Source organism: Methylobacillus arboreus (genome assembly GCF_020532725.1).
Classification (GTDB): Bacteria; Pseudomonadota; Gammaproteobacteria; order Burkholderiales; family Methylophilaceae; genus Methylobacillus; species Methylobacillus arboreus.
The window spans coordinates 608,389-630,693 of the sequence record NZ_JAJAVC010000006.1; the positions used below are offsets into that span (position 1 = coordinate 608,389).

Consider the following 22,305-nt stretch of genomic DNA (forward strand, 5'->3'; position numbering starts at 1 on the left):
GAGAAAAGCCGATGTTATTGTCATTGACCAGAGCGATTACCAAACTACTGTTCCGCATTGAAGTACGGGGCCGAGAACATATTCCCCAACCTGAAAAGCTGCTCGTCATCAGCAACCACGAATCCTTTCTGGATGGTTTTCTGCTCGGGCTTTTTCTCCCCATACGCACGACCTTCGTCGTCCACACCACCGTGCTCGACAACCGGTTCTTCCGCTGGATTCTGAGCCATGTGCCGCATCTTGCCGTGGACACGAACAGTCCGTTGGCAATGAAGAAGGTGATCCGCCTGCTGGAAGCAGGCGGATCCGTGATGATTTTCCCGGAAGGGCGCATCACGCTGACTGGCAGCCTGATGAAGGTCTACACCGGCCCGGCCTTTGCCGCGGCCCGCACTGGGGCGACTATCTTGCCGGTGCGTATCCGCGGTGCGGCAAAAAGCTGGTTCAGCCGCCTTGACCGCGACTTCCCGCGCCAGGTCTTTCCCAAGATCACCCTCACTATCCTGCCATCGACCTCCATTCCCATGCCTGACGCTCCCCGCGCCAAGGAAAGACGCCGCCTGGCGGGCGAGCAGATGCAGCACATCATGCAGGAGATGATGTTTGCCTCGGAACCTAGCAACACTTTGTATGGCGCTTTCCTCGATGCGATCGGCACTTATGGCCGCAAGCGTAAGATCGCGGAGGATATGCAGCTTGTCGAGGAGGACTATGGCGCATTGCTCAAGAAAAGCCTGGCGCTGGGGCGCATCGCCAGCAAGGTAAGTCGAGAGGGAGAAACCATCGGCGTATTGATGCCGAATGTCACTAACACTGTTTGCCTGGTGTTCGGCATGAGCGCGCTGGGGCGCATCCCCGCGATGCTCAACTACACCGCCGGCACCAGCGGTATGCAGAATGCATGCACCGCCGCCCAGATCAAGACCGTCATCACCTCGCGCAAATTCCTTGAAACCGCCAAGCTGGAGGATACGGTATCCAAACTGGCCGGCCTCAATATCGTTTATCTGGAAGACATGCGCAGCCAGTTCGGCCTGGCGGACAAGCTCTGGCTCATGGCCTATGCATTGCGCTTCCCCAGGTGCATTGCAAAGATGAATAACCCTGACGCACCTGCCGTAGTGCTCTTCACCTCCGGCTCCGAGGGCAAGCCCAAAGGCGTGGTGCACAGCCACCGCAGCATTCTTGCCAATATTGCGCAGATTCGCGCCGTTATTGACTTCTCGCACCGCGATAAATTCATGATGGCCTTACCGTTGTTCCATGCGTTCGGCTTCACCTGTGGCGGCATCATGCCGCTGGTATGCGGCAGCAAAGTCTTCATCTACCCATCGCCGCTGCATTACCGCGTGATTCCCGAAGTGATCTATGAGCGTGGCTGTACCGCGCTCTTCGGCACCAGCACCTTCCTCGGCAACTATGCCAGGTTTGCCCACCCCTATGACTTCTACACAATGCGCTACGTCGTCGCGGGCGCGGAAAAACTCAGCAGCGAAGTGCGCAATTTATGGATGGACAAGTTCGGCATCCGTATCCTGGAAGGCTACGGCGCAACGGAATGCGCGCCGGTGCTGGCGGTCAACACCCCCATGGCGCAGAAGGCCGGCAGTGTCGGCATGCTGCTTCCCGGATTGCAGCACCGGCTTGACACTGTCCCTGGCATCGACAATGGCGGCCTGCTCAGGGTCAAGGGCCCGAACGTGATGCTGGGTTACTATCTGTTTCAAGCACCAGGCAAATTACAGCCGCCAGAAAATGACTGGTATGACACTGGTGATGTCGTGAGCATTGACACGCGTGGGTTTGTCACCATCCAGGGACGGGTAAAACGCTTTGCCAAGATCGCAGGTGAAATGGTCTCGCTGGAAACAGCGGAACTGCTCGCGAGCACGGCATCCCCTGACCACCAGCACGCTGCCACCACACAAACTGACACACACCGCGGCGAGAATATCGTCCTCTACACAACAGACGCAGCACTGGCGCGTGAAGCTCTGGCCCAGGCCGCACTTAAAACCGGCAGTAGCGAGCTTGCGGTTGCACGCAAGATTATCGTCGTCAAGGCATTGCCGCAACTAGGTACCGGCAAGACTGACTACGTCACCCTCAAACAAATGGCTGAAGCCGAAAGATAAGCATGAATGTTCAATCAATTTTTCTCAGCCGCGGCATGCTGGCTGTCATGCTGGCCCAGTTCATCTCGGCGCTTGCGGATAACGCGCTGCTGTTTGCCGCCATCGCGTTATTGCAAGCCGGAAGCGCCCCTGCATGGCAAATTCCCCTGTTGCAGGAATTCTTCGTGATTGCCTATATTGCGCTGGCGCCGTTCGCAGGCCCGTTTGCCGACACCCTGCCCAAAGGGCGCGTCATGCTGATTGCCAATAGCATGAAATTCCTCGGCGCTGCCGCGATGCTGAGCGGCCTCAACCCGCTGCTGGCCTATGGCATGGTAGGGTTGGGTGCGGCCGCCTATTCCCCGGCAAAATACGGCATCCTCAGCGAACTGGTCGCCACCGATAAGCTGGTCAAGGCCAACAGCCTGATGGAAGGCTCCACGATTGTGGCCATCCTGCTGGGCGCGGTAATCGGCGGCTGGCTGGCGGACTATTGGCTGGCTGGCGCGCTTTATGCCGTTGCAATCGCATATCTGCTCGCCGCAGCCATCAACCTGCTGATCCCGCGCCTGCCGCCTGCACACCCATTGACCACATTTGCACCACTGTCCATGTGCCGGGACTTCATCCAGGCAACTCGCAAACTGATGCGGGACCCGGATGCAAGGTTCTCCATTATCGGCACCAGTATTTTCTGGGGCGCAGGCAGCACGCTGCGTTTCCTGCTGGTGGCATGGGTGCCTGTCGCACTGCATATCCAGGACTTGAGCACGCCCGCCAACCTTAGTGGCGCAGTCGCCATCGGTATCGCCATCGGGGCGATTGCCGCTGCCCGCTGGGTCGAGCTGCATACCGTCAACCGCGCATTGCCGGCAGGGGTACTGATTGGCCTCGCCATCATGGCGTTTGCCTACACCAGCAACATTTATATGGCGATTGCCTGCTTGCTGCTGATTGGCCTGCTGGGTGGCTTCTATGCGGTGCCGCTCAACGCATTGCTGCAGGAACGCGGACATCAATCCGTAGGCTCAGGCCATGCCATCGCGATCCAGAACCTGTTCGAGAATCTCAGCATGCTGTTGCTGATGGGCGTCTACATCCTGCTCAGCAAGCAACAGCTTCCTATCATTCCCATTATGATGACGATAGGAGGCCTGGTTTTCATTGCGACAGGGAGTCTTGCCTGGTCACGCATCAGGAAAGGTAATTGGGTAGGAAACATCCTACACAGGATTCAGTGAATGCCTGAATTTGCTGCTGAGCTGAAGCCTCTATATTGAGTGCACATGATCATTCTGCGAAGGAGCAGCGCCATGAAAAAATTGACCGCATTCTTGATGTTGTGTGGATTTATCGCATTGACCGGCTGTAACACCATGAAGGGCGCTGGCCAAGATATCCAGCGCGGTGGCGAAAAGCTTGAAAATGCTGCTGACAAGAACAAATAACTTCCAGTAAGCCGCCCAGGCTCATGAAAATCATGAGCCTGTTTTAATGGCTAGCACCCGTGTCAAGCTTGATGCGTGCGAGTAAAGTTTGGTTCACGTACTGCAGCTTTGCAGCACGCCCATTCTGAACACCTGCTAAGGAGCTATATTATGTGGACCAAGCCAGAAGTTACCGAGATGCGTTTCGGCTTTGAAGTAACAATGTATGTTTGCAATCGCTAATTGACCTTCGCGTCAATAATCGAAATGGGAGCTTAATGCTCCCATTTGTCTTTTCAGGCTTTGCAAATCATCCCGGCTGGAACCATTGCTGCAGGAAATCGGCAAAACTGCGCACCATAAGCGAGGCTTGGCGATGTTGCGGATAGAGCGCATACACGGCGCCAATGTCGCCGGTATACTCCTGCAATACCTGCACTACCTGCCCCTTCTGGATGGCGCTCCTGACGTAAAACTCCGGCAGGCCGACAATACCCAGCCCGGCAGCCGCAGCTTCGCACATCACCTCTCCATGATTTGAACGCAGCACTGGATGCACCTGCAACTTCAGCAACTCACCGTTATCCGTAAACAGCCACTCGCCGGCCCGCGTCGCTATGCACCGGTGTTGTCCCAGCTGTGTCGGCGATTGTGGAGCACCATACCGGGCCAGGTAATCCGGACTGCAGCAATAGATCAACGGCGAGTCGGTTAATTTGCGCGCCACCAAGCCTTCGTCGGGTTGCTTGGTGATGCGGATCGCCATGTCATAGCCTTCACCTATCAGATCCACGATGCGATTATCCACATCCAGCGCCACTTCAAGCCTGGGATGCAATTGCATGAAGCGATTCAGTGCAGGCGACAACACCATGCTGGCAAAAGAGACCGGGGCAGATATCCTGAGCAGGCCCCGCAACTCGCCACTGCTGCTGGAAATTTCCTGCTCGGCTTCGTCAACCTCCTGCAGGATATTCAGGCACCGTGCAAAAAATACGCGGCCCAGCTCCGTCGGCGACAATTTACGCGTAGTGCGATGCAGCAATCTCGCGCCAAGGCGTTCCTCCAACTCCATCACCCGGCGGCTGACCAGTTGCTTGCTGATCCCCAGGCGAGCCGCGGCCGTTGTGAAATTGCCGCTTTTCACCACCTCGGCGTAAATCCGCATTTGTTCGAGCTGGTTCATTATTGTCAACCATTTATGGACAGTTTTACCAATTAATAGCTAATTATCAATCCATATAATACAAAATACAATGCATTCATCTTTCATCACTTCATAAAAGGACATCATCATGAACGCCGCAAACCTCACCGCCCTGATTGGCCGCGCACTGCTGGCATTGATTTTCATCATCAGCGGCTTTGGCAAACTCGCAGACCCGACCGGCACCATCGCCTTCATTACCAGCACTGGCGCGCCTTTGCCTGAGCTGGGCTATGCCATTGCATTGTTTGTCGAACTGGGCTTGGCAACCGCCTTGTTGATCGGTTATCGCGCCCGCATTGTGGCGTTGGCGATTGCACTGTTCACGCTAGTCACAGCGTTCATGTTCCATTTCGACCTGAATGACCAGCTTCAGACCATCCTGTTCCTGAAGAACCTCGCCATCACAGGCGGTCTGCTGCAAATCGTCGTGCATGGCGCCGGCAACTTGAGCCTTGATGGCAATCGCCGCTAACCGTTACACAAGCGAAGCCTATCAGCCATGCAACACCTGGCTGATGAGTGATCGAGGGCAAATATCATGAGCACATTATTCATTTCGCATGGCGCACCCAGCCTGGTGCTCAAGCCTGGTAAAACAGGCACAATGTTGGCGGAACTGGCTGCATCATTGCCGCGTCCGGATGCGATCCTGGCAGTCTCGGCGCACTGGGATACCCAGCAGCCGCGTGTCAGTGCCACCCCACGGCCTGACACTATCCATGATTTTGGCGGATTCCCGCCGGCCATGTATGCAATGCAATATCCGGCGCCCGGCGCGCCGGGGCTGGCACGCACTGTCGTAGAAACACTGGCTGCGCATGATATCGCCGCAGGTATCGATACATCGCGCGGCCTCGACCATGGTGTCTGGGTGCCGCTGATGCTGATGTATCCGCATGCCGATATTCCCGTGGCCCAGCTATCGATACAAAGCCAGGCCGGGCCACGTGCCCACTATCAGCTCGGGCAGGCGCTCGCAGGATTGAAAACCGGCAACGTCATGCTGCTATGCTCAGGTGCCATCACGCATAACCTGCATGACTTCTTTACCTCAGACCGGGATGCCCAGGCACTCGACTATGTCTCCGCATTCAGCGACTGGATGGGGGAGAAAATTGCGGCAGGGGATGTTGATGCTTTGCTGGACTACAGGCAACAGGCGCCGGGAGGCACGCGCGCCCACCCGCATGAGGACCATCTCATGCCCCTGTTTGTGGCCCTAGGTGCCGCACAAGGGCAGGCAATCCGCTATCAGCCCGAGAATACCTATGGCATTCTCGCAATGGATACCTATGTCTGGCACTAGCGCAACACTCGCCAGCAGCAACGTGCGAGTTACTTCGTGCCGGGCAGCGGAAAGCCTTTGGGTAGGAAAACCCAGAGCCGGCCTTCCTGCTTCATCGCACCGGCCTGCTGGCCGGCCGCGTCACCCGCGCCCCAGAAGAAATCGGCACGCACTCCGCCCTTGATTGCACCGCCGGTGTCCTGCGCCATCATCATGCGGTTAAGCGGAGTGCTGCTGTTGGGATAGGTCGTTGCCAGGAATACCGGCGCGCCCAGGGGAATGTATTTTGGGTCCACGGCCACGACACGCTCTGCCAGGATAGGCACCCCCAGGGCACCCAATGGCCCGGGCAGGTTGGGCGGCAGCTCGCGGAAGAAGACATAGCTGGGATTGGTATTCAATAGCTCTTGCAGCTTGGCAGGATTCTGGCGGCCCCATTGCTTGATACCCTGCATGGAGGCCTTGTCCAGCGTCAGTTCACCGCGCTCGACCAATGTGCGCCCAATCGACTGGTAGCTCATGCCGTTCTGGTCAGCATAGCCCACATGCACGGCTTCGCCGTTTTCCAACTGCACCAGGCCGGAGCCTTGCACCTGCAGGAAAAACAACTCGACCGGGTCGTTCACCCAGAGCAATTCACGGCCGGCGACCGATGACTGGCCGTCTTCGATTTCGGCCCTGGTGAAGTAGGGCACCAGCTTGTTACCGACCACACGGCCACGCACGCGCTTATTGGCAAGTTCGGGAAACAGGCTGGCCAGCTCCACGGTAATCAGGTCGTCAGGGCGGGCATACAAAGGATAGCGGTACTGTGCCGTCCTGACGCGGCTGCCTTTGAGCAGGGGCTCGTAGTAGCCGGTAACCAGGCCGGTATCGCCGCCATCCTGATTGGTCGCCTGGTAAACATTGAAATAATGCTGGAAGTAAGCAAGCACTTCGGAGTGTGCCGGGCGCTGGGGCAAGCGGCTGGCCGCTTCGCATGCCACCTGCCATGGCTGGCGGTTTTTCAGGGTATTACAGCCAAGCAGCCAAGCCGGCCAGGCCTCGCCCAATTGCGCCTGCTCCAACCCGGCAAGATCCTGCCAGCGCGCAGGCTTGAGCAAACCATAGTCCGGGATATGAGGTTTTTCTGCTACAGGTTGGCTAGTGGATGGCTGCCTGGGTTGCTCCGGAACCGGTAGCGAAGGTGTTGGAAGTTCCAGACACTGGCAAGGCTGCTCCAGCTTGACGTGCTGTTGGCCGCCGCACGCTGTCAACAGCAATGCCAATATCCATGTCCGCCTGCGCAGGCCGGAGAATCCCAATATCGTCATGAGCTAGTGAAGCACGCGCGGCATATTGAGTGTGAAAGTCGCAATCTCGCTATCAAACTGCGTGCCGTCTTCCGCCGTGATGTGATAGAACCCGCGCATTTCCCCCACAGGGGTAGCCAACATGGTGCCGCTGGTATATTGAAAGCGCTCGCCTGGCTGCAGCAAAGGCTGCTGGCCTACGACGCCCAGGCCTCGCACTTCCTGCGTCTTGCCGGTGGCATCGGTGATAATCCAGTGGCGGCTGATCAATTGCGCCGCCACGTTGCCGGTATTCTCGATATGGATCGTATAGGAAAACACATAGCGGTTTTGCTCTACATCAGATTGCTCAGGCACAAACGCTGTTTCCACCTGCACAGAAAATACATAGCGCTTGTCCTTGGACATGTGGTTTCCTTAACTGATCAGGCCGCTGGTTGGTGAACTTGGTGAAGCGGAGTAAAGCTTTCTCGGCATACGGCCGGCCAGGAAGGCCTCCCGACCAGCTTCAATTGCTTTTTTCATCGCACCCGCCATGAGGATAGGGTCCTGAGCCGCAGCAATCGCCGTATTCATCAGGACGCCCTGACAGCCCAGTTCCATGGCAATGGCAGCATCGGACGCGGTTCCCACGCCAGCATCCACCAGCACGGGAATCTTGGCGTTCTCGATAATGATCTGCAGGTTCCAGGGATTCAGAATCCCCATGCCGGAACCGATCAGCGAGGCAAGGGGCATCACGGCCGCACAGCCCAACTCTTCAAGCTGCTTGGCAATGATCGGGTCATCGGAACAGTAGACCATGACATCAAAACCATCCTTGACCAGGGTTTCCGCAGCCTTCAACGTCTCCAGCATATTGGGATAGAGCGTCCTGGGGTCGCCCAAGACCTCCAGCTTGACCAGCTTGTGGCCATCCAGCAGCTCACGCGCCAGGCGCAAGGTGCGCACGGCATCATCAGCGCTGTAACAGCCCGCCGTATTCGGTAGGTAGGTGTACTCTTCCGGCGGCAGGAAATCCAGCAATGACGGCTCGCCTGCATTCTGGCCGATATTGGTGCGGCGGATGGCCACCGTGACAATCTCGGCGCCACTGGCGTCAATGGCGGCCTTGGTCTGCTCAAAATCCTTGTATTTGCCCGTTCCCACCAGCAAGCGTGAATTGTAGCTTTTGCCTGCAATATTCAATGTATCCATTCAACCGCCTCCTACCGCGCCCACGATTTCGAGTTTGTCATTACTGTTCAGCACTGCTTCGGCAAAATTGCCGCGCGGGACGATTTCGCCATTGCGCTCAATCGCCAGGCGCTTGCCGGTCAGGCCGAGCTTTTCCACCAGCTCGCCCACCGTCAGGCGCTCAACATCGAACTGCCGCGGATTTCCGTTGATGGTCAGATGAATCAATTGATACTACCCTAATGAAATTACGTGCAAAGTGAAATGATCGATTCAGGGATGAGCGGGCCTTGCCGCCAAAGGTGATATTTTACGTAGGTTCATGGGTAATTAGCAAACCAAGGTCATGGCTTGGCTAGTGAAATATTTGAATAACCAGGCATTTACCCTGCTTATCTCAACATTGTTCCTATCTGACCGATATTAAGATTAAATCCTGGGCTTAGAGCCTGTTCATGATTATTTCATGCGGTACGTTGTCCCGGCAAATACCTGGCTTGACTGGACATGCCGCGACATATAGGCTTCAACGGGATATACAGGGCGAACATACGAGAATAAAGACAAGGCAGAGAAATTGTCACAGCAGTCATCCGCACATTCACAGGCATTGTTCAAGGCCGGCCTCGCTGCCGAGGCCAAGCACAATTACCTGGAAGCCCTATCCAAATATACCGCGTCGTTGGGAACCGGCGGAGGACAACTATCTACCTGGCTCAAGATCGGCAATCTCTTCCTGCGCACCATGAAATACCAACAGGCCGCGGAAACCATGGAATTCGTACTGGGCATGGAGCCGCAGAACGTCGAGGCAATTTATGGCCTGGCGATTGCCTATTTCTACCTGGGCAAACTGGAAGAATCCTGTGCCTTTATCGACCACGTGGTCGAAATGCAGCCGGACAATGCCACATTCCTGCTGGAACGCGCCAACATTCATTCCATCAGCCGTCCCGACCCTGCACGCAAACTGGCCTTGTATCGCGCATGGGGCGAACGCTTTGCAGACCCGCTGGGCAAGAATCCAGCCCCCTTTGACCATGACCGCTCTCCTGATCGCGTTCTACGCATCGGCTATGTTTCCGGCGACATGCGTGACCATGCAGTGGCCTATTTCATGGAACCGGTATTTGCCCACCATGATCCCGCACAAGTCGAAGTATTCGTGTTTGCCAATAACAGCGAGCAGGACGCCACGACAGCGAAACTCAAGGCATTGGCGCCACATTGGCATGATGTGTCAAAGCTTAGTGACAATGCGCTACATAAGCTGATCCAGCAAAACAAGATCGACATCTTGGTTGACCTATCCGGCCATACCTTTGGCCATCGCCTGCTGGTGTTTGCGCGCCGTGCCGCCCCGATTCAGGTCACCTGGCTGGGCTATGTCGGCAGTACGCTCGGCATGAAGGCCATGGACTACCGCCTCACCGACTGGGGCATGGATCCTGCCGGGAATGAGCAATTCTATGTGGAGAAACTGTTCCGGCTGCATTGCATGGCGAGTTACATACCTCCCGCCAACACGCCGCTCGAACTCGAACCGCCCATGCTGCGTGGCAATCCGCCCACGATCGCTTCCCTCAACAGCTCGCGCAAACTGAGCGACCAGGCGCTATTGGTCTGGAAACGCATCTTGGAAGCCAGGCCCGATGTGCAGTTGCTGATCCATGTGCAGGAAATGAATATTGACGACGCGGTCAATACCATAGAACCCCGGCTGGTCAGTCTTGGGTTGCCGTTGTACCGCATCATCGTCTCACCCATGGTACCGATGGACGAGTTCATGACGCGCGGCAATATCGTGGATATCGCGCTCGACAGTTTCCCGATTTCCGGTGGCACCACAACACTGCATACTCTATGGATGGGGCTGCCGATTATTGCGATGGACGCAACAGAAGCCGTCTCCGCATCTACTGCCACCACACTGAAAGGCTTGGGTCTGGGCCAATGGGTGGCCAATAACGAAGAAGAATACATTGAAAAAGTCCTGCACTTGCTCGACCACCCGGAAATATTGAGCGAACATCGCGCACGGGCACGCCATTTACTGCAACAATCGGCGCTGATGGACTACGCAGGCCGTTGCCGCGACCTTGAAACCAGTTATCGCCAGCTCTGGCTCAACTACCTGCTGGATGCAGCAAAATTTCTCACTGTACAAACGCCTTACACCGACGATATGCAGCATCTACGTGCAACCTATGAGCAAAAGCAGGAACACACCATATGAACCGCCATACTGCCATCCCGCTGCTGACGCCACTCTTGCCGAACCGGGATGCGCTCGCGCCTTATCTTGCCAAACTGGATCACAACCGCCACTACTCAAACTTCGGCCCGCTCAACGGGGCTTTGGAAGAACGTCTTTCTGCAATATTTGAAGCACACAGCCCTGATCCCATCCATGTCACCACCACCAGTAGCGCCACGCTCGGGCTGGAGTTGGTACTCAGCAGCCTTGATCTTCCCCCGGGCAGCAAAGTCATTGTGCCTGCACTGACCTTTGTCGCCTCGCTGACCGCTATCATCCGCGCTGGTTACATCCCGGTGATTGCCGATATCGACCCGCATAGCTGGCTGCTCACCCCGGCAATTGCCACGCAAGCTGCCGCACAAACCGGCGCCCAGGCCGTGCTCGCCGTTTCAGCATTCGGCCAGCCCCAGGATACGCAGGGCTGGAGTATTTTCCAGCGCCAATCGGGCATCAATGTCGTTATTGATGCGGCTGGTGCTTTCGGCAGCCAATGGGTCAAGGCTCCTGATATTCCAGTGGTCTACAGCATGCATGCCACAAAATCGCTTGCGGCAGGAGAGGGAGGGCTGGTAGTGAGCGGCAATCCCTCCGTTAACTCCACTGTGCGCCAGCTCAGCAACTTCGGCATTAACCTGGATGCAAATGCCGGCTTTCCGGTCGGGCACCTTTCCTTTGTCGGCAGCAATGCCAAACTGTCCGAATACCATGCTGCCGTCGCCCATGCGAGCCTGGACCAATGGGATGCACAAGCCAGGCTCCGGCAGGACATTTACCGCGCTTATCGCCAGGCATTGGAAGACGCCTGCGGGGATCTGCTGCAATGGCAGGCCGGCATCACGTTGGCCGCGCCGACGATTTTCTGCCTGCGTATGGCCGCAAAAGCGCGCGACCGGCTGGAAACAATCTGCCAGCAACGGCAAATCTCCACCCGCCGCTGGTACCAACCGCTATTGCACCAGCACGCAGCTAAGGTGGCCCCCATCATCAAACAACCAACGCCTATTGCAGAAGCGATTGCCACAGGACTTATTGGCCTGCCGTTTTCTCCCTTCATGACCAATGAAGATATCAATCGTGTAGTAGAGGCCACCAGGCTGGCAACTGCCAGCCCAATTTTAGCGCATCAACCTTAGTGAGAATGACCATGGATAACATCGAAGCCTTTATTGAAAAATTCATTGCCGCAGTGGACTTTCAGGAACAAGTAGCCATCACGCCAGAAACCAAGCTCGAAGACTTACCGGAATGGGACTCTCTGGCGGCGCTGGGCGTCATCGTCATGTTCGACATGGAGTATGGCAAGACGATTACCGGTGAACATTTGAAAAAGGCCGCCACTGTCCAAGACCTTTATCAACTACTTGCCTGAGTTGCAACATGGCCACCTCTACGCTCAATAATGTACACTTTGCCGGCATGGCGACTTGCGTGCCCAAACATGTCGTCCATAACGTGCATGACGTGCCGCCGCACCTGCGCTCCGAGCGCGAACGGCTGGTGCGTAACATCGGTATCGAGACCCGGCGTGTCTGCCCCGATTGGCAATGTTTTTCCGATCTGGCATACGATGCCGCCGACAAACTGCTGAATGACCTGCAATGGTCGCGCGAGGAGATCGGTGCATTGATCGTGGTGACCCAGTCGCCTGACTACCTGGTGCCGGCCACGGCCATCATTATGCAAGACCGCCTGGGCCTGGCTCACACCACCATCGCCTTTGACGTCAACCTGGGCTGCTCCGCCTACCCGTTTGCCTTGCAGATACTGGGCAGCATGATTGCTTCGGGGGCAATCAAAAAAGGATTGGTGCTGCTGGGGGACCGTTCCAGCTACAAGCACAAGGATCCATTGAAAGACCCTTTGTTTTCCGACGCGGGTACGGCCACAGCCTTGGAGTACCAGGAAGGCGCAGCGCCCATGTACTTTGACCTGAACAGTGACGGCAGCGGTTATAAGGCAATCATCGTGCCCGTGGGCGGGCATCGCAATCCGTTCCAGCTTGAACACGGCATTGCCCGCAAGGGGGAGGACGGCTTCTGGCGTTCCGACCTGGACCTGATACTCGACGGCCCCGCCGTGATCAGTTTCTCCACGCAGCGCGTACCGCCCACCGTGGAAAACCTGCTCCGATATGCAGACATTGCCAAGGATGAAGTCGACTACTTCATCTTTCACCAGGCCAACCGGATGATCAATGAAACCATCCGTAAAAAACTGGGACTTCCGGAGGATAAAGTACCTTCGACATTGCGCGACTTCGGCAACACCAGCGGCGCGTCCCTGCCCGTGACTGTCACCGCGCGCCTGCGCGAGGCGCTGGCACAGGGTAAAAAGCGCCTGCTGCTGTGCGGCTTTGGTGTGGGCTTGTCATGGGGTGGTGCCATTGTGGATGTGGAAGGTGCCGTCTTCCCCGAACTGATTATTTCATGAGCGTAGCGCAGGATCCGTTTTCGCTCAGCGGCAAGCGTGTGCTGGTCACAGGCGCATCATCGGGCATCGGCAGACAGATTGCCATTACCTGCTCACAAATGGGAGCGCAACTGGTCATTACCGGCCGCAATACCGAACGCCTAGAGGCAACTGCCACGGCACTTCACGGAGAGGGCCACACCGCCATACCCGCAGACCTGTCACAGCAGCAAGGATTGGACCTGCTCGCCGACCAGGCCGGAGCGCTGAATGGCGTAGTGCATGCCGCAGGTATTTCCAAGCTGGTCCCGTTCCGGCTGATCAGTAAAAGCCACCTGGACGAAATTTTCGACAGTAATACCTATGCACCCCTGCTATTGACCAAAGGGCTGCTTGCCAGAAAACGCATTGCGTCCAATGGCTCCATACTTTTTATCTCTGCCCTATCATCCCATAGCGGTGCAATGGCCACATCGGCTTATGCAGCCAGCAAGTCCGCGCTGCTGGGCGCCATGCGCTCACTGGCCCTGGAGGTCGCCAAACAGGGCATGCGCGCCAACTGCATTGCGCCCGGTTATGTACGCACCCCCATGCTGGATGGCCTGGGACAGGGGGGCGGCAATATGGATGCCCTGTTTGACCTCACGCCGCTAGGCATGGGCGATCCGGAAGATGTGGCTTATGCATCCGTATTTTATCTGTCGGATGCCAGCCGCTGGGTCACGCGCAATTACTTCATCCTAGATGGGGGCCTGAGTACCCCCATGGACATCTACGCATGAACGCGCCCGTGATCAATCCCTTTTCGCTCCAGGGAAAAACGATCCTGGTAACGGGCGCCTCGTCTGGATTGGGCCAGCATATTGCCATTCGCTGCGCCCAGCGCGGCGCACGCCTAGTGATTACCGGACGCGATAAGGCCCGTTTGCAGGCAACCTACGACCAGTTGCAGGGTGAGAGCCATGTACAGGTTCAGGCAGACCTCACCATGGCCGAGGATCGCGACCTCCTGGTCCAGTCGGTCAATGCGCTGGATGGGTTGGTGCACTGCGCTGGCATGCAAAAGCATTGCCCGGTGCGCCAACTGTCTGAACAGCTCATGAACGACATTTATCGTGTCAATTTCCTGGCGCCTGTCATGCTGACGCAAAGCCTGTTACAGGCCAATGCCATCGCGCAGCAAGGTTCCATTCTTTTCATGCTGTCTACCGCGGCGCACATCGGCACCCGTGGCCTGGGACCGTATTCAGCCATGAAGTCGGGGCTGATCGGCATCATCAAGTGCCTGGCGCTGGAGCAGGCCAAACGCAAGATTCGCGTCAATGGTATTTCGCCGTCGGCGATTGCTACCCCGATGTGGGATGTGCACCAACAGCTGCTGGAAGAGCAAAAAGCCAGGCATCCATTAGGGCTGGGGACGCCTGACGATGTCGCCAATGGCGCGATTTACCTGCTCTCGGACGCCAGCCGCTGGGTCACGGGCACCAGCTTGGTCATGGATGGCGGAGCAGTCATTTGATGAAAAAAGCCTATATCATCGGTGCCGGTGGCTGGGGGCGCGAAGTCCTGGTGCAAATGCACGATGACTTGTCCTGCGGCAAGGCATGGGAGATTGCCGGCTTCCTGGACACCCGTCCGCACATGCTTGATGGCATAGACTGCGGCGCCCATATCGTGGGCGACCCCTTGACACACATACCTAATGACGACGAGGTCTTTGTCTGCGCCATAGGGCTGCCACGGGGGCGCGAACAATACGCCAAGCCCCTGCTCGACAAAGGCGCGCAGTTTATCCATATCCGCACACCCTACAACACCCATGGTTATGTCAGCGTGCGCGTCCACACCGGCACAGGCTGTTTCTGGGCCGCACGGGTGCAGATCAGCCCAGACGTCTGGATAGGGGATTTTGCCAATATCCACAGCGGCACCATCATCAGCCATGACGTGCGCATCGGCGACTATGCGCAGATTGGCGCCATGGTGTTCATCGGCGGCGGCGCGCAGATTGGCAACCACGCCATCGTCTACCCTCATGCCACCATCACCCCTGGCATCAAAATAGGCGATGGCGCCACGGTAGGCGCAGGAGCTGTGGTTATTAAGGATGTGCCACCCGGTGTCACCGTATTCGGCAACCCGGCCAAAGTCATCTTTTAACGGCGCAGATCATTCAGGAAGCATCCATGCAATCACGCATGCATCCCAAATACTATTTGTCGCAGGATATTTTCGACCGTGAGCAGGTAAAGATTTTCCGCAAGGTCTGGTTGTTCGCAGGGCTGGCTTCGCTCTTGCCCGAGAACAACTCCTTCATTACACGCAAGATCGCGGGCATCCCGGTCGTGATCCAGAACTTCAAAGGCGAAATCAAGGCTTTTGAAAACGTCTGCCTACACCGCAGCGCGCCTTTACAGCAAGGGTTTTATGGCCGCCGCGCCCTGGTTTGTCCTTACCATGCCTGGAGCTACGATGCCACAGGCATGGTCAAGAGCATTCCCGACTGCGATACTATCTACCGCTTCAGCAACGAGGAAAAGCAATCCCTGAAACTGCGTGAGTTTGCCTTGAAACAGTTAGGTTCCCTGCTATTCATCAACCTGAGCAGTGAGCCCATGCCGTTCGAGGAGCAGTTCAATCCCGGCTTTGTCGCATTGATGAAAAACGCCGCAAATGCATTCGACACCGAAGTGATGGTGACCACCTGGCATGGCAAGTTCAACTGGAAACTGGTCTATGAAAACCTGCGCGACTTCAACCATGTCAAATTCCTGCATGCCAAAAGCCTGGCGGCTGTAGCCGATTTTCCATTCCATGCAGCAAACCAAGTCGACTTGGCACTTACACCATTATCCGACACTTCCGTGGCCGGGCTGCGCAAAGCCATGCGCCCGTTCAGTTTCGGCGGACCCGAAGGCGAAGTCGACCCGATACGGCATGTCCCCTGGCTGGATATGGTGGAGCGCTGGGGAACGCAGGATGCCTATTTCAACTGGCTCGCCTATCCGAACCTGCATATCGCCTGCGGCAACGGCGGCTATTCCTTCACCATCGAACACCATATCCCCGTCGCGCCGGACCGAACCGATATCGAAATCTATTTCGTCACGGCTAAAAAGAAAAAGCCTTATGCCGCATCGTCCCAGGTGCTGCTCTCCAACTTGCACTACAGCAAGAAAATCCTCGATGAGGACATAGGCATGCTGGAACAGATACAGAGCGTATTACACGACGACGCCCCCATACCCAACCAGGGCGCATACGAAAGCACCAACCGGCAGATCGAACGCTGGTACACCACCTTGATGGAGATCGAGCATGAAATCTAGATGGATAGTCGGCGGCGGAGACCAGCTGGGCCTAGCCTATTACGCCTGGAAACAAGCGCGTCAGGACGAAGATGTGCAGAAAATCGAAGTGCCGCAAGGGGCGGACTATGAATTTGATTTATCGGTTTTCGATCAATTGAACCCGGAGACCGGCGATATTTTTATTGCCTTTGACGAACGCTTCGGCAACTTCAAGCGCATGGAGCTGTTTCGCGCCGCGCTGGCCCGTGGCTTTTCTCTGGGGCCCTTAATCAGCGCCAGCGCCGATGTAGCACAAGATGTTGTAGTGGGGAAAAACGTATTCATCGGTCCGCAAGCGGTCATTGGCCACGGCTGCAAGATCGAATACAACAGCGTCATCCACGCTGGCGCGCATGTGGGTGCCAACAGCCACCTCCGCGCATCCGTGTGGGTAGAACCCGGAGTACAGATCGGCGCCAGGGTCGAAGTGGGCGCCCATGCCATTATCCGTACCGGCGCCATCGTGCACAGCAATATAAAAGTGGGCAAAGGGGCAGAGCTGGGCTGGCCCCAGCTCTACAGCACCGACGTGACGGACAAGACCGTATACGATATTCGCTATGACGAGCCGATATACGTCTACGGCAGTTGATCATGCAATCAAACAAACACCTGCATGGTAGGTTAGCGGACGCATAACATGCATCACAAGGATACTTTTCTTGCTGCGGTGCAGGCATTAGCGCAAGACCCCTTGCATACGGTGCCAGAGGCTGCGCGTGCCATTATTGCCAAGTCCGGCAAGGCAGCCAAGATCGTTATCCTCGGTACCCGGGGCCTGGGCTCATATTTGCTCGACTTGCCTGCTCCGGAACGTTACTGCGATGTTGTCGCCGTGGTGGATGACTCTCGCAGCAAGTCGGAATCTACTTACAGAAACCTGCCGCTGGTAACAACTGCGCAGTTTATCGCGATGTCGAAACAGCACAGCAACCTGCTCGCCATCAACACATGCAGCAAACAAGCGCCCCAGCAATTTTTCAACCAGGTTTGCCGAGACAATGATATTGCCTGCATCAACTTCGAGCAGGCCATCCGCGCTCTTGGCCTGAATGGCAAACTGGATTATCGCGTCGAAGACTGGGGGCCGGACATTGTACGCAACGCGGCGCGATATCAAACCCTGGAAAAACGCCTGGGAGACGACACGTCAGTTGCAACGCTTTACGCATTGCTGAGCCATTACCTGAGTTGTAAACTCTCGTATGTTCGAGATGTACAACTGCCTTATTCCGCCCTCTACTTCCGCTCCGGACTGCTGCATTTCGGCAAGCAGGAGAAAATGGTGGACTGCGGCGCCTCGACAGGCGAATCGCTGCGGGGGTTGCTCAACGTGACCAACGGCGAATTCGCGCGTAGCTGGATGATAGAGCCTGATCGCAACAATGTGAGGGTGCTGCAATCATTGATCAATCACTATCAGGGCACTGCGCTGGCGGACCGGATCAGTTTACATCCCTGCGGCGCAGGCGAAACGGCCATGCACGTCCACTTCAAGCACGAGGGCGGTCATGGTGGCGCGGTGATCGCAAACGGCATGGCAGGCAATACCGACATGGTTGAAGTACAACCAATAGACGATATTGTCGATGATGTTCCTACTTTCATCAAAATGGACATCGAAGGATCGGAGTTGTCGGCCCTGAAGGGTGCTCGCCGGACTATTTCCGCACACAAACCCAAGCTGGCGATATCGGCTTACCACCGATCCATGGATTTGCTGGATCTGACTGACTACGTATTGTCGTTGAATCCGGATTATCGAGTGAGTTTGCGGCATCACACACCGTTGCGGTGGGATACATGCTTGTATTTTTACTGAGACTCACATGCACCTCCTGACACCTGGCCCTCTCGTTTCCGTTGTCATTCCGAGCTCCAAGGAAGCAAATTTCCTTGCGCAAGCGATGGACTCGGTGCGCGCGCAAGGGATAGAAGGTTTGGAACTGCTCATCGATGGCGACGTAAAACAGGCCAAAGGCAAATATATCGTCTTTTTGGAAGCGGACGGTGTATTTGAAGCAAGTGCCTTGCGGGCACGCCTGGACTACCTGGAAAGTCATCCGGAAACGCGGCTGGTCCATAGCCCTGTCAAACTGATCGACGTAAATGGTAACGATCTTGGCGCAGTGATCTCCCGTCCCAAGGCAATGGCGTTTGACGCATCGGTCAATCCCATTCACCTGAGTGGGGTCATGGCTGAGACAGCCTTGCTCCGCGAGTTTGCTTTCACGGAAGTTGAAGTGCCTGGCTGGTATGCAGGCTGGCTGACCTTTGCCCAGGCATTGCGCACAGGGGCAGTGTCGCAATTTGTCGCCAATGGCGGGGCCAGGCACCGAGTCCGGCAGACACCCTCGCTAGCGTCGGAACAACAGTGCCATGACGCTGCGCTGCGGGATGTGCTCGGCTGGATATACGCACCATCGCAAGACGCCTGCACCGCACCGCAGTACATGCAAGGCTTGGCCAGTCCGCCATTCACGGCAGCCAGGCGCTTGCGCGACTTCTCCTTTTTCATCTGGTGCCTGGTCAGTGGTCACGCCAATATATGCCGATCCATGCTGGAAAACGCCGGTCTTGTCGCCTTCCTGAATACCTGGCTGGTGGTATCCATCAAGGAAGAAATCCACAGGCAGGTCGCCCGCCAGTATCAAACCAACCTGCAAGCGCATCCAGAGCAATTGGAGCAAGACGTCAAGACAAGGATGCTGCGTGATGCCATTGCCCTGGAATTGCGGGACAAGGCCCCTTCCATATTACTGGCGGTTTGCGAATGCTTGGGTATGCCGTATCCGCAAGAAAAGGTAAAAGAAGATAGGGAACTTGTACCTGTAGCAGATGTTGCGGTCAAAAATGACCCTCGCCCTTTTGTGCTGATAACGACTTTTCGTACCGATGCGGATGCGGCAGAGGTCAGAAACTGCGCAGCAATCCTGTTGGAAAATTGCAGCAACCCCTGGATATACCAAGTACATGCATTGCTGGAAGGGCCTGCCGCAAACCTGGAAGCTGGCTTGCAAGACTCGCAACTCACGGCGCTACGCGGGTTTGCAGCCTCTGGCAAATTAGTGTTTTCGCCAATTTCATCGCGTCCTCACTACCAATACCTGTTCGGCTACGCCAACTCCCTGGGCAACGTGACGGCTGCCGTGGTCAATGCCGACATGGTGTTGCCTCCGCAGGCGGCTCATGACATGGTGCTTGGCCACGCTGCCGATGGTCATGCCATATATGCGCTGACACGCTGGAACCGCACAGCGACAGGCGAATACTTGCAAGGCCTGCAGCCGCATCCCCCCTGGCCGCAATGGTCGCCTGCCGGGCGCAGCCATTTTGAGAAACATTGCCTGTCTTACGACTGCTACATATTCGATACCCCTATATCCGTTCCACAGGAATTGGCATCGGTATCAATCGCCACTTACGGATGCGATACGGCGATCGCGGCCATCCTGCGCACGGAAGGCCATGTAGTCCGGAATCCATGCCTGTCCGTGCGCACCCTGCACATGGACGAGAAGCTGCGTGACTATGCCGGCGAGCGCGGACAGCAAGACCTAGCGAACAATATCCAGGCCTTCGCAGCCGTATTGCTGCGCAAGTACACCCAGCACGCATCATATTCAGGCAGTTTGCAGAATCTGCAGGTATTGAACAAGCAAACTGCGTGGCTGGGTGGCCCCGGCAATGCCGACGTGATGCATACCATTTTCATGAACCTGGGGGCAAGCCCCTGGATGAAACTGGGGAAATACCCGCCTTTTTCCGCAATTACAATCACTATCACGCATGGTAATCTCGACAATGTGGCAGCAGAACTGGCCCGGATACCAGAAGTCATCGAGCGCAATCTTTTTATCATTTGGGAACTGTATGGCTTCCCTCATGGAGGAGGCCACATCGCCGACTTGTTGGTCAACCACGATCGTTTCGAAGCCATCGGCTACCCGCTGTTCCGTTATCAGTGGCAGGCCATGGTACATCGGGATCTGGCCAGTGATACCGCACAACGGATACTGGATGACCTGAGTAGGATGATTGCTGAAATCTTGCACGTATAACGGGTTTTATTTTTATCGAACAACTATGATTGCCGTTTTCCATAAGCTGCCATGAACACTTCACTACGTATTCCGGTGCAAATGCTGGGCCAGTCTGGCTGCCGGTTGGAGTTTCCTGGCTGCACAGTCTATGTCGACCCTTACCTGTCGAATTCGGTCCAGGAACTGGATGGACCTGACCTGGATCGCTTGCTGCCCATCCCCATGCAGCCTGAAGATGTCCAGGATGCCGACTGGGTGCTGATCACGCATGAGCACATCGACCACTGCGATCCGCACACTTTGCCCAAGCTGGCAGTTGCCTCGCCGCAAGCCCGTTTTATCGGCCCCCTTCCTGTATTGAAACTACTTGCCGAGTGGGGTATTGCCGCCAATCGTTTACTGGTTGCCAAGGAATCCTGGCAGCATTTGAAGCAGGAAGGGCTACGCATACATGCAATCCCGGCAGCACACCCGGAACTGTTGCGCGATGCCGAAGACAACCTAGCTTTTGTAGGGTATGTGCTGGAATATGGCGGGCAAAGGCTATATCTCGCTGGCGACACCATGGCCAATCAGGAGATCATCAATGCCCTGGCTGATTTTGCGCCACTGCATACCGCTTTCCTACCGGTCAACGAGCACAATTTTTTCCGGGGCCGACGCGGCATCATAGGCAATATGTCCATCCGCGAGGCTTTCCAGTTTGCCCAGGAAATCGGCGTCCGGCAGGTGGTGGCTGTGCACTGGGACATGTTTGCGATCAACTCGGTCGACCCGGATGAAATCCGCCTGGTGCACCAGAAACTGAAACTCGGATTCGATCTATTGCTTCAGCCCTCCAGCATCAACCTTGGCAAGGTTCGCGCCAGCATCATCATCCGCACCCTTAACGAGGGCCGCCACCTGGAATCCGTGTTGCAGGGCATTGCCAGCCAGGAAACCGGTGGCTGGGCTCATGAGGTGGTGCTGGTTGACTCCGGCTCTACGGATGAGACCCTGCAAATAGCCGAACGCCATAGCTGCCGCATTCTGCATATTTCGCGGGAAGAGTTTTCTTTCGGGCGTTCGTTGAACAAGGGTTGCGAGGCCGCCATGGGCGACATCCTGGTCATGGTCAGTGGACATTGCATACCCAGCGACCCGCACTGGCTGCGGAACCTGTGCCTCCCCATCATTGAACAGCAGGCCGACTATGTATACGGAAGACAGCTGGGAGGGAGGGACAGCCATTTCAGCGAGAAACGTATTTTTGCCAAGTATTTCCCCGCATCCTCCGCAGTGCCGCAGGATGGATTCTTCTGCAACAACGCCAATGCGGCACTATCGCGCAAGGCTTGGCAACAATACCGCTTCGACGAAGACTTGACCGGATTGGAAGATATGGACCTGGCACAAAAGCTGGTACGGGACGGCAGGAAAGTGGGGTATATCGCCGAGGCGGCGGTATATCACCATCATGAGGAAAACTGGTCGCAAGTGCGACGGCGGTTCGAGCGTGAAGCCATCGCCTTGCAAAGAATCATGCCGCAATTTCATGTCAGCCTAGTGGATACCCTGCGCTATATTTTCAGCAGCTTTCTCAAGGACATGCGGCAGGCCTGGCGTGACGGCACCAAGGTCAGTATGCTGGACGTGTTTCGCTACAGGCTTAACCAGTACTGGGGCGCGTACAAAGGTAACCATGAGCATAGACGTATGTCCCGTGCCGAAAAAGAAAAATATTTTTATCCCCAATGAAC

At 56.2% G+C, this 22,305-nt stretch carries 23 protein-coding genes; 18 read left to right on the plus strand and 5 right to left on the minus strand.

Going from position 1 to position 22,305, the window contains the following annotated elements; translation table 11 throughout:
• Nucleotides 1–11: 11 nt before the first annotated feature.
• From aas to pqqA, 4 genes are all read left to right on the plus strand, one after another.
• Nucleotides 12–2,135, plus strand: coding sequence for a bifunctional acyl-ACP--phospholipid O-acyltransferase/long-chain-fatty-acid--ACP ligase (gene aas / locus LG198_RS08870; RefSeq protein ID WP_230342814.1), 2,124 nt, complete (start codon nt 12–14; stop codon nt 2,133–2,135).
• 2 nt (nt 2,136–2,137) lie between these two features.
• Complete coding sequence (lplT, locus tag LG198_RS08875) at nt 2,138–3,355, plus strand: lysophospholipid transporter LplT (protein WP_230342815.1); 1,218 nt, start codon at nt 2,138–2,140, stop codon at nt 3,353–3,355.
• Between the two features lie 72 nt (nt 3,356–3,427).
• Nucleotides 3,428–3,562: an entericidin A/B family lipoprotein gene (locus LG198_RS08880; protein ID WP_230342816.1), complete on the plus strand. Its 135-nt coding sequence runs from the start codon at nt 3,428–3,430 to the stop codon at nt 3,560–3,562.
• A 150-nt stretch (nt 3,563–3,712) separates the two neighbouring features.
• Nucleotides 3,713–3,784 carry a pyrroloquinoline quinone precursor peptide PqqA gene (gene pqqA, locus LG198_RS08885; RefSeq protein WP_081774944.1) on the plus strand — a complete coding sequence of 24 codons (72 nt, stop codon included), beginning with the start codon at nt 3,713–3,715 and terminating at the stop codon, nt 3,782–3,784.
• A gap of 67 nt (nt 3,785–3,851) precedes the next feature.
• On the opposite strand, the gene LG198_RS08890 is transcribed toward pqqA, so the two are convergent.
• Nucleotides 3,852–4,727 (minus strand): LysR family transcriptional regulator, encoded by an 876-nt coding sequence (locus LG198_RS08890; protein WP_230342817.1) that lies wholly within the window; start codon nt 4,725–4,727, stop codon nt 3,852–3,854.
• Nucleotides 4,728–4,836: 109 nt separating this feature from the next.
• Here LG198_RS08890 and LG198_RS08895 point away from each other — a divergent pair, with 109 nt between their 5' ends.
• Nucleotides 4,837–5,223 carry a DoxX family protein gene (locus tag LG198_RS08895; protein ID WP_230342818.1) on the plus strand — a complete coding sequence of 129 codons (387 nt, stop codon included), beginning with the start codon at nt 4,837–4,839 and terminating at the stop codon, nt 5,221–5,223.
• 66 nt (nt 5,224–5,289) lie between these two features.
• Nucleotides 5,290–6,057, plus strand: a complete 768-nt coding sequence (locus LG198_RS08900; RefSeq protein ID WP_230342819.1) for a DODA-type extradiol aromatic ring-opening family dioxygenase — start codon at nt 5,290–5,292, stop codon at nt 6,055–6,057.
• Nucleotides 6,058–6,086: 29 nt separating this feature from the next.
• Here the strand turns inward: LG198_RS08900 and mltA are convergent, their stop codons facing one another.
• From mltA to thiS, 4 genes are read right to left on the minus strand one after another with little or no spacing between them, the layout of a single operon-like run.
• Nucleotides 6,087–7,349: a murein transglycosylase A gene (mltA, locus tag LG198_RS08905; protein ID WP_230342820.1), complete on the minus strand. Its 1,263-nt coding sequence runs from the start codon at nt 7,347–7,349 to the stop codon at nt 6,087–6,089.
• A 3-nt stretch (nt 7,350–7,352) separates the two neighbouring features.
• On the minus strand, nt 7,353–7,736 hold the full coding sequence (gene apaG / locus LG198_RS08910; protein ID WP_230342821.1) for a Co2+/Mg2+ efflux protein ApaG: 384 nt from the start codon (nt 7,734–7,736) through the stop codon (nt 7,353–7,355).
• Between the two features lie 9 nt (nt 7,737–7,745).
• Entirely contained in the window at nt 7,746–8,525 is a 780-nt protein-coding gene (locus LG198_RS08915) for a thiazole synthase (protein WP_230342822.1), read from the minus strand.
• The gene (gene thiS, locus LG198_RS08920; RefSeq protein ID WP_230342823.1) at nt 8,526–8,732 is read right to left on the minus strand and encodes a sulfur carrier protein ThiS; all 207 of its coding nucleotides are present in this window, start codon (nt 8,730–8,732) and stop codon (nt 8,526–8,528) included.
• A gap of 349 nt (nt 8,733–9,081) precedes the next feature.
• On the opposite strand from thiS, the gene LG198_RS08925 reads away from it, so the two are divergent.
• Genes LG198_RS08925 through LG198_RS08980 form a run of 12 tightly spaced genes read left to right on the plus strand, consistent with a single transcriptional unit; the run spans nt 9,082 to nt 22,303 of the window.
• Nucleotides 9,082–10,740, plus strand: coding sequence for an O-linked N-acetylglucosamine transferase, SPINDLY family protein (locus LG198_RS08925; protein WP_230342824.1), 1,659 nt, complete (start codon nt 9,082–9,084; stop codon nt 10,738–10,740).
• On the plus strand, nt 10,737–11,897 hold the full coding sequence (locus tag LG198_RS08930; RefSeq protein ID WP_230342825.1) for a DegT/DnrJ/EryC1/StrS family aminotransferase: 1,161 nt from the start codon (nt 10,737–10,739) through the stop codon (nt 11,895–11,897). Before LG198_RS08925 ends, LG198_RS08930 begins: the two co-directional genes overlap by 4 nt.
• An 11-nt stretch (nt 11,898–11,908) precedes the next feature.
• Nucleotides 11,909–12,133, plus strand: coding sequence for an acyl carrier protein (locus LG198_RS08935; protein ID WP_230342826.1), 225 nt, complete (start codon nt 11,909–11,911; stop codon nt 12,131–12,133).
• Between the two features lie 8 nt (nt 12,134–12,141).
• Nucleotides 12,142–13,194, plus strand: a complete 1,053-nt coding sequence (locus LG198_RS08940; RefSeq protein ID WP_230342827.1) for a ketoacyl-ACP synthase III — start codon at nt 12,142–12,144, stop codon at nt 13,192–13,194.
• Nucleotides 13,191–13,955, plus strand: a complete 765-nt coding sequence (locus LG198_RS08945; protein WP_230342828.1) for an SDR family NAD(P)-dependent oxidoreductase — start codon at nt 13,191–13,193, stop codon at nt 13,953–13,955. Before LG198_RS08940 ends, LG198_RS08945 begins: the two co-directional genes overlap by 4 nt.
• A complete protein-coding gene (locus LG198_RS08950) occupies nt 13,952–14,692 on the plus strand; it encodes an SDR family NAD(P)-dependent oxidoreductase (protein ID WP_230342829.1) in 741 nt (246 codons plus the stop codon). Before LG198_RS08945 ends, LG198_RS08950 begins: the two co-directional genes overlap by 4 nt.
• Complete coding sequence (locus tag LG198_RS08955; protein WP_230342830.1) at nt 14,692–15,333, plus strand: acetyltransferase; 642 nt, start codon at nt 14,692–14,694, stop codon at nt 15,331–15,333. Before LG198_RS08950 ends, LG198_RS08955 begins: the two co-directional genes overlap by 1 nt.
• Before the next feature lie 26 nt (nt 15,334–15,359).
• Complete coding sequence (locus tag LG198_RS08960) at nt 15,360–16,502, plus strand: aromatic ring-hydroxylating oxygenase subunit alpha (RefSeq protein ID WP_230342831.1); 1,143 nt, start codon at nt 15,360–15,362, stop codon at nt 16,500–16,502.
• Nucleotides 16,492–17,115 (plus strand): DapH/DapD/GlmU-related protein, encoded by a 624-nt coding sequence (locus tag LG198_RS08965; RefSeq protein WP_230342832.1) that lies wholly within the window; start codon nt 16,492–16,494, stop codon nt 17,113–17,115. Before LG198_RS08960 ends, LG198_RS08965 begins: the two co-directional genes overlap by 11 nt.
• A 48-nt stretch (nt 17,116–17,163) precedes the next feature.
• Complete coding sequence (locus LG198_RS08970; protein ID WP_230342833.1) at nt 17,164–18,345, plus strand: FkbM family methyltransferase; 1,182 nt, start codon at nt 17,164–17,166, stop codon at nt 18,343–18,345.
• A gap of 7 nt (nt 18,346–18,352) precedes the next feature.
• Nucleotides 18,353–20,584 carry a glycosyltransferase family protein gene (locus tag LG198_RS08975; protein WP_230342834.1) on the plus strand — a complete coding sequence of 744 codons (2,232 nt, stop codon included), beginning with the start codon at nt 18,353–18,355 and terminating at the stop codon, nt 20,582–20,584.
• A gap of 51 nt (nt 20,585–20,635) precedes the next feature.
• Complete coding sequence (locus LG198_RS08980) at nt 20,636–22,303, plus strand: MBL fold metallo-hydrolase (RefSeq protein ID WP_230342835.1); 1,668 nt, start codon at nt 20,636–20,638, stop codon at nt 22,301–22,303.
• Nucleotides 22,304–22,305 lie beyond the last annotated feature (2 nt).

Coding starts and splice junctions, on each gene's coding strand:
- aas (WP_230342814.1), top strand. CDS start 12: ATGTTATTGTCATTGACCAGAGCGATTACCAAACTACTGTTCCGCATT.
- lplT (WP_230342815.1), top strand. CDS start 2,138: ATGAATGTTCAATCAATTTTTCTCAGCCGCGGCATGCTGGCTGTCATG.
- LG198_RS08880 (WP_230342816.1), top strand. CDS start 3,428: ATGAAAAAATTGACCGCATTCTTGATGTTGTGTGGATTTATCGCATTG.
- LG198_RS08890 (WP_230342817.1), bottom strand. CDS start 4,727: ATGAACCAGCTCGAACAAATGCGGATTTACGCCGAGGTGGTGAAAAGC.
- LG198_RS08895 (WP_230342818.1), top strand. CDS start 4,837: ATGAACGCCGCAAACCTCACCGCCCTGATTGGCCGCGCACTGCTGGCA.
- LG198_RS08900 (WP_230342819.1), top strand. CDS start 5,290: ATGAGCACATTATTCATTTCGCATGGCGCACCCAGCCTGGTGCTCAAG.
- mltA (WP_230342820.1), bottom strand. CDS start 7,349: ATGACGATATTGGGATTCTCCGGCCTGCGCAGGCGGACATGGATATTG.
- apaG (WP_230342821.1), bottom strand. CDS start 7,736: ATGTCCAAGGACAAGCGCTATGTATTTTCTGTGCAGGTGGAAACAGCG.
- LG198_RS08915 (WP_230342822.1), bottom strand. CDS start 8,525: ATGGATACATTGAATATTGCAGGCAAAAGCTACAATTCACGCTTGCTG.
- LG198_RS08930 (WP_230342825.1), top strand. CDS start 10,737: ATGAACCGCCATACTGCCATCCCGCTGCTGACGCCACTCTTGCCGAAC.
- LG198_RS08935 (WP_230342826.1), top strand. CDS start 11,909: ATGGATAACATCGAAGCCTTTATTGAAAAATTCATTGCCGCAGTGGAC.
- LG198_RS08940 (WP_230342827.1), top strand. CDS start 12,142: ATGGCCACCTCTACGCTCAATAATGTACACTTTGCCGGCATGGCGACT.
- LG198_RS08945 (WP_230342828.1), top strand. CDS start 13,191: ATGAGCGTAGCGCAGGATCCGTTTTCGCTCAGCGGCAAGCGTGTGCTG.
- LG198_RS08950 (WP_230342829.1), top strand. CDS start 13,952: ATGAACGCGCCCGTGATCAATCCCTTTTCGCTCCAGGGAAAAACGATC.
- LG198_RS08955 (WP_230342830.1), top strand. CDS start 14,692: ATGAAAAAAGCCTATATCATCGGTGCCGGTGGCTGGGGGCGCGAAGTC.
- LG198_RS08960 (WP_230342831.1), top strand. CDS start 15,360: ATGCAATCACGCATGCATCCCAAATACTATTTGTCGCAGGATATTTTC.
- LG198_RS08965 (WP_230342832.1), top strand. CDS start 16,492: ATGAAATCTAGATGGATAGTCGGCGGCGGAGACCAGCTGGGCCTAGCC.
- LG198_RS08970 (WP_230342833.1), top strand. CDS start 17,164: ATGCATCACAAGGATACTTTTCTTGCTGCGGTGCAGGCATTAGCGCAA.
- LG198_RS08975 (WP_230342834.1), top strand. CDS start 18,353: ATGCACCTCCTGACACCTGGCCCTCTCGTTTCCGTTGTCATTCCGAGC.
- LG198_RS08980 (WP_230342835.1), top strand. CDS start 20,636: ATGAACACTTCACTACGTATTCCGGTGCAAATGCTGGGCCAGTCTGGC.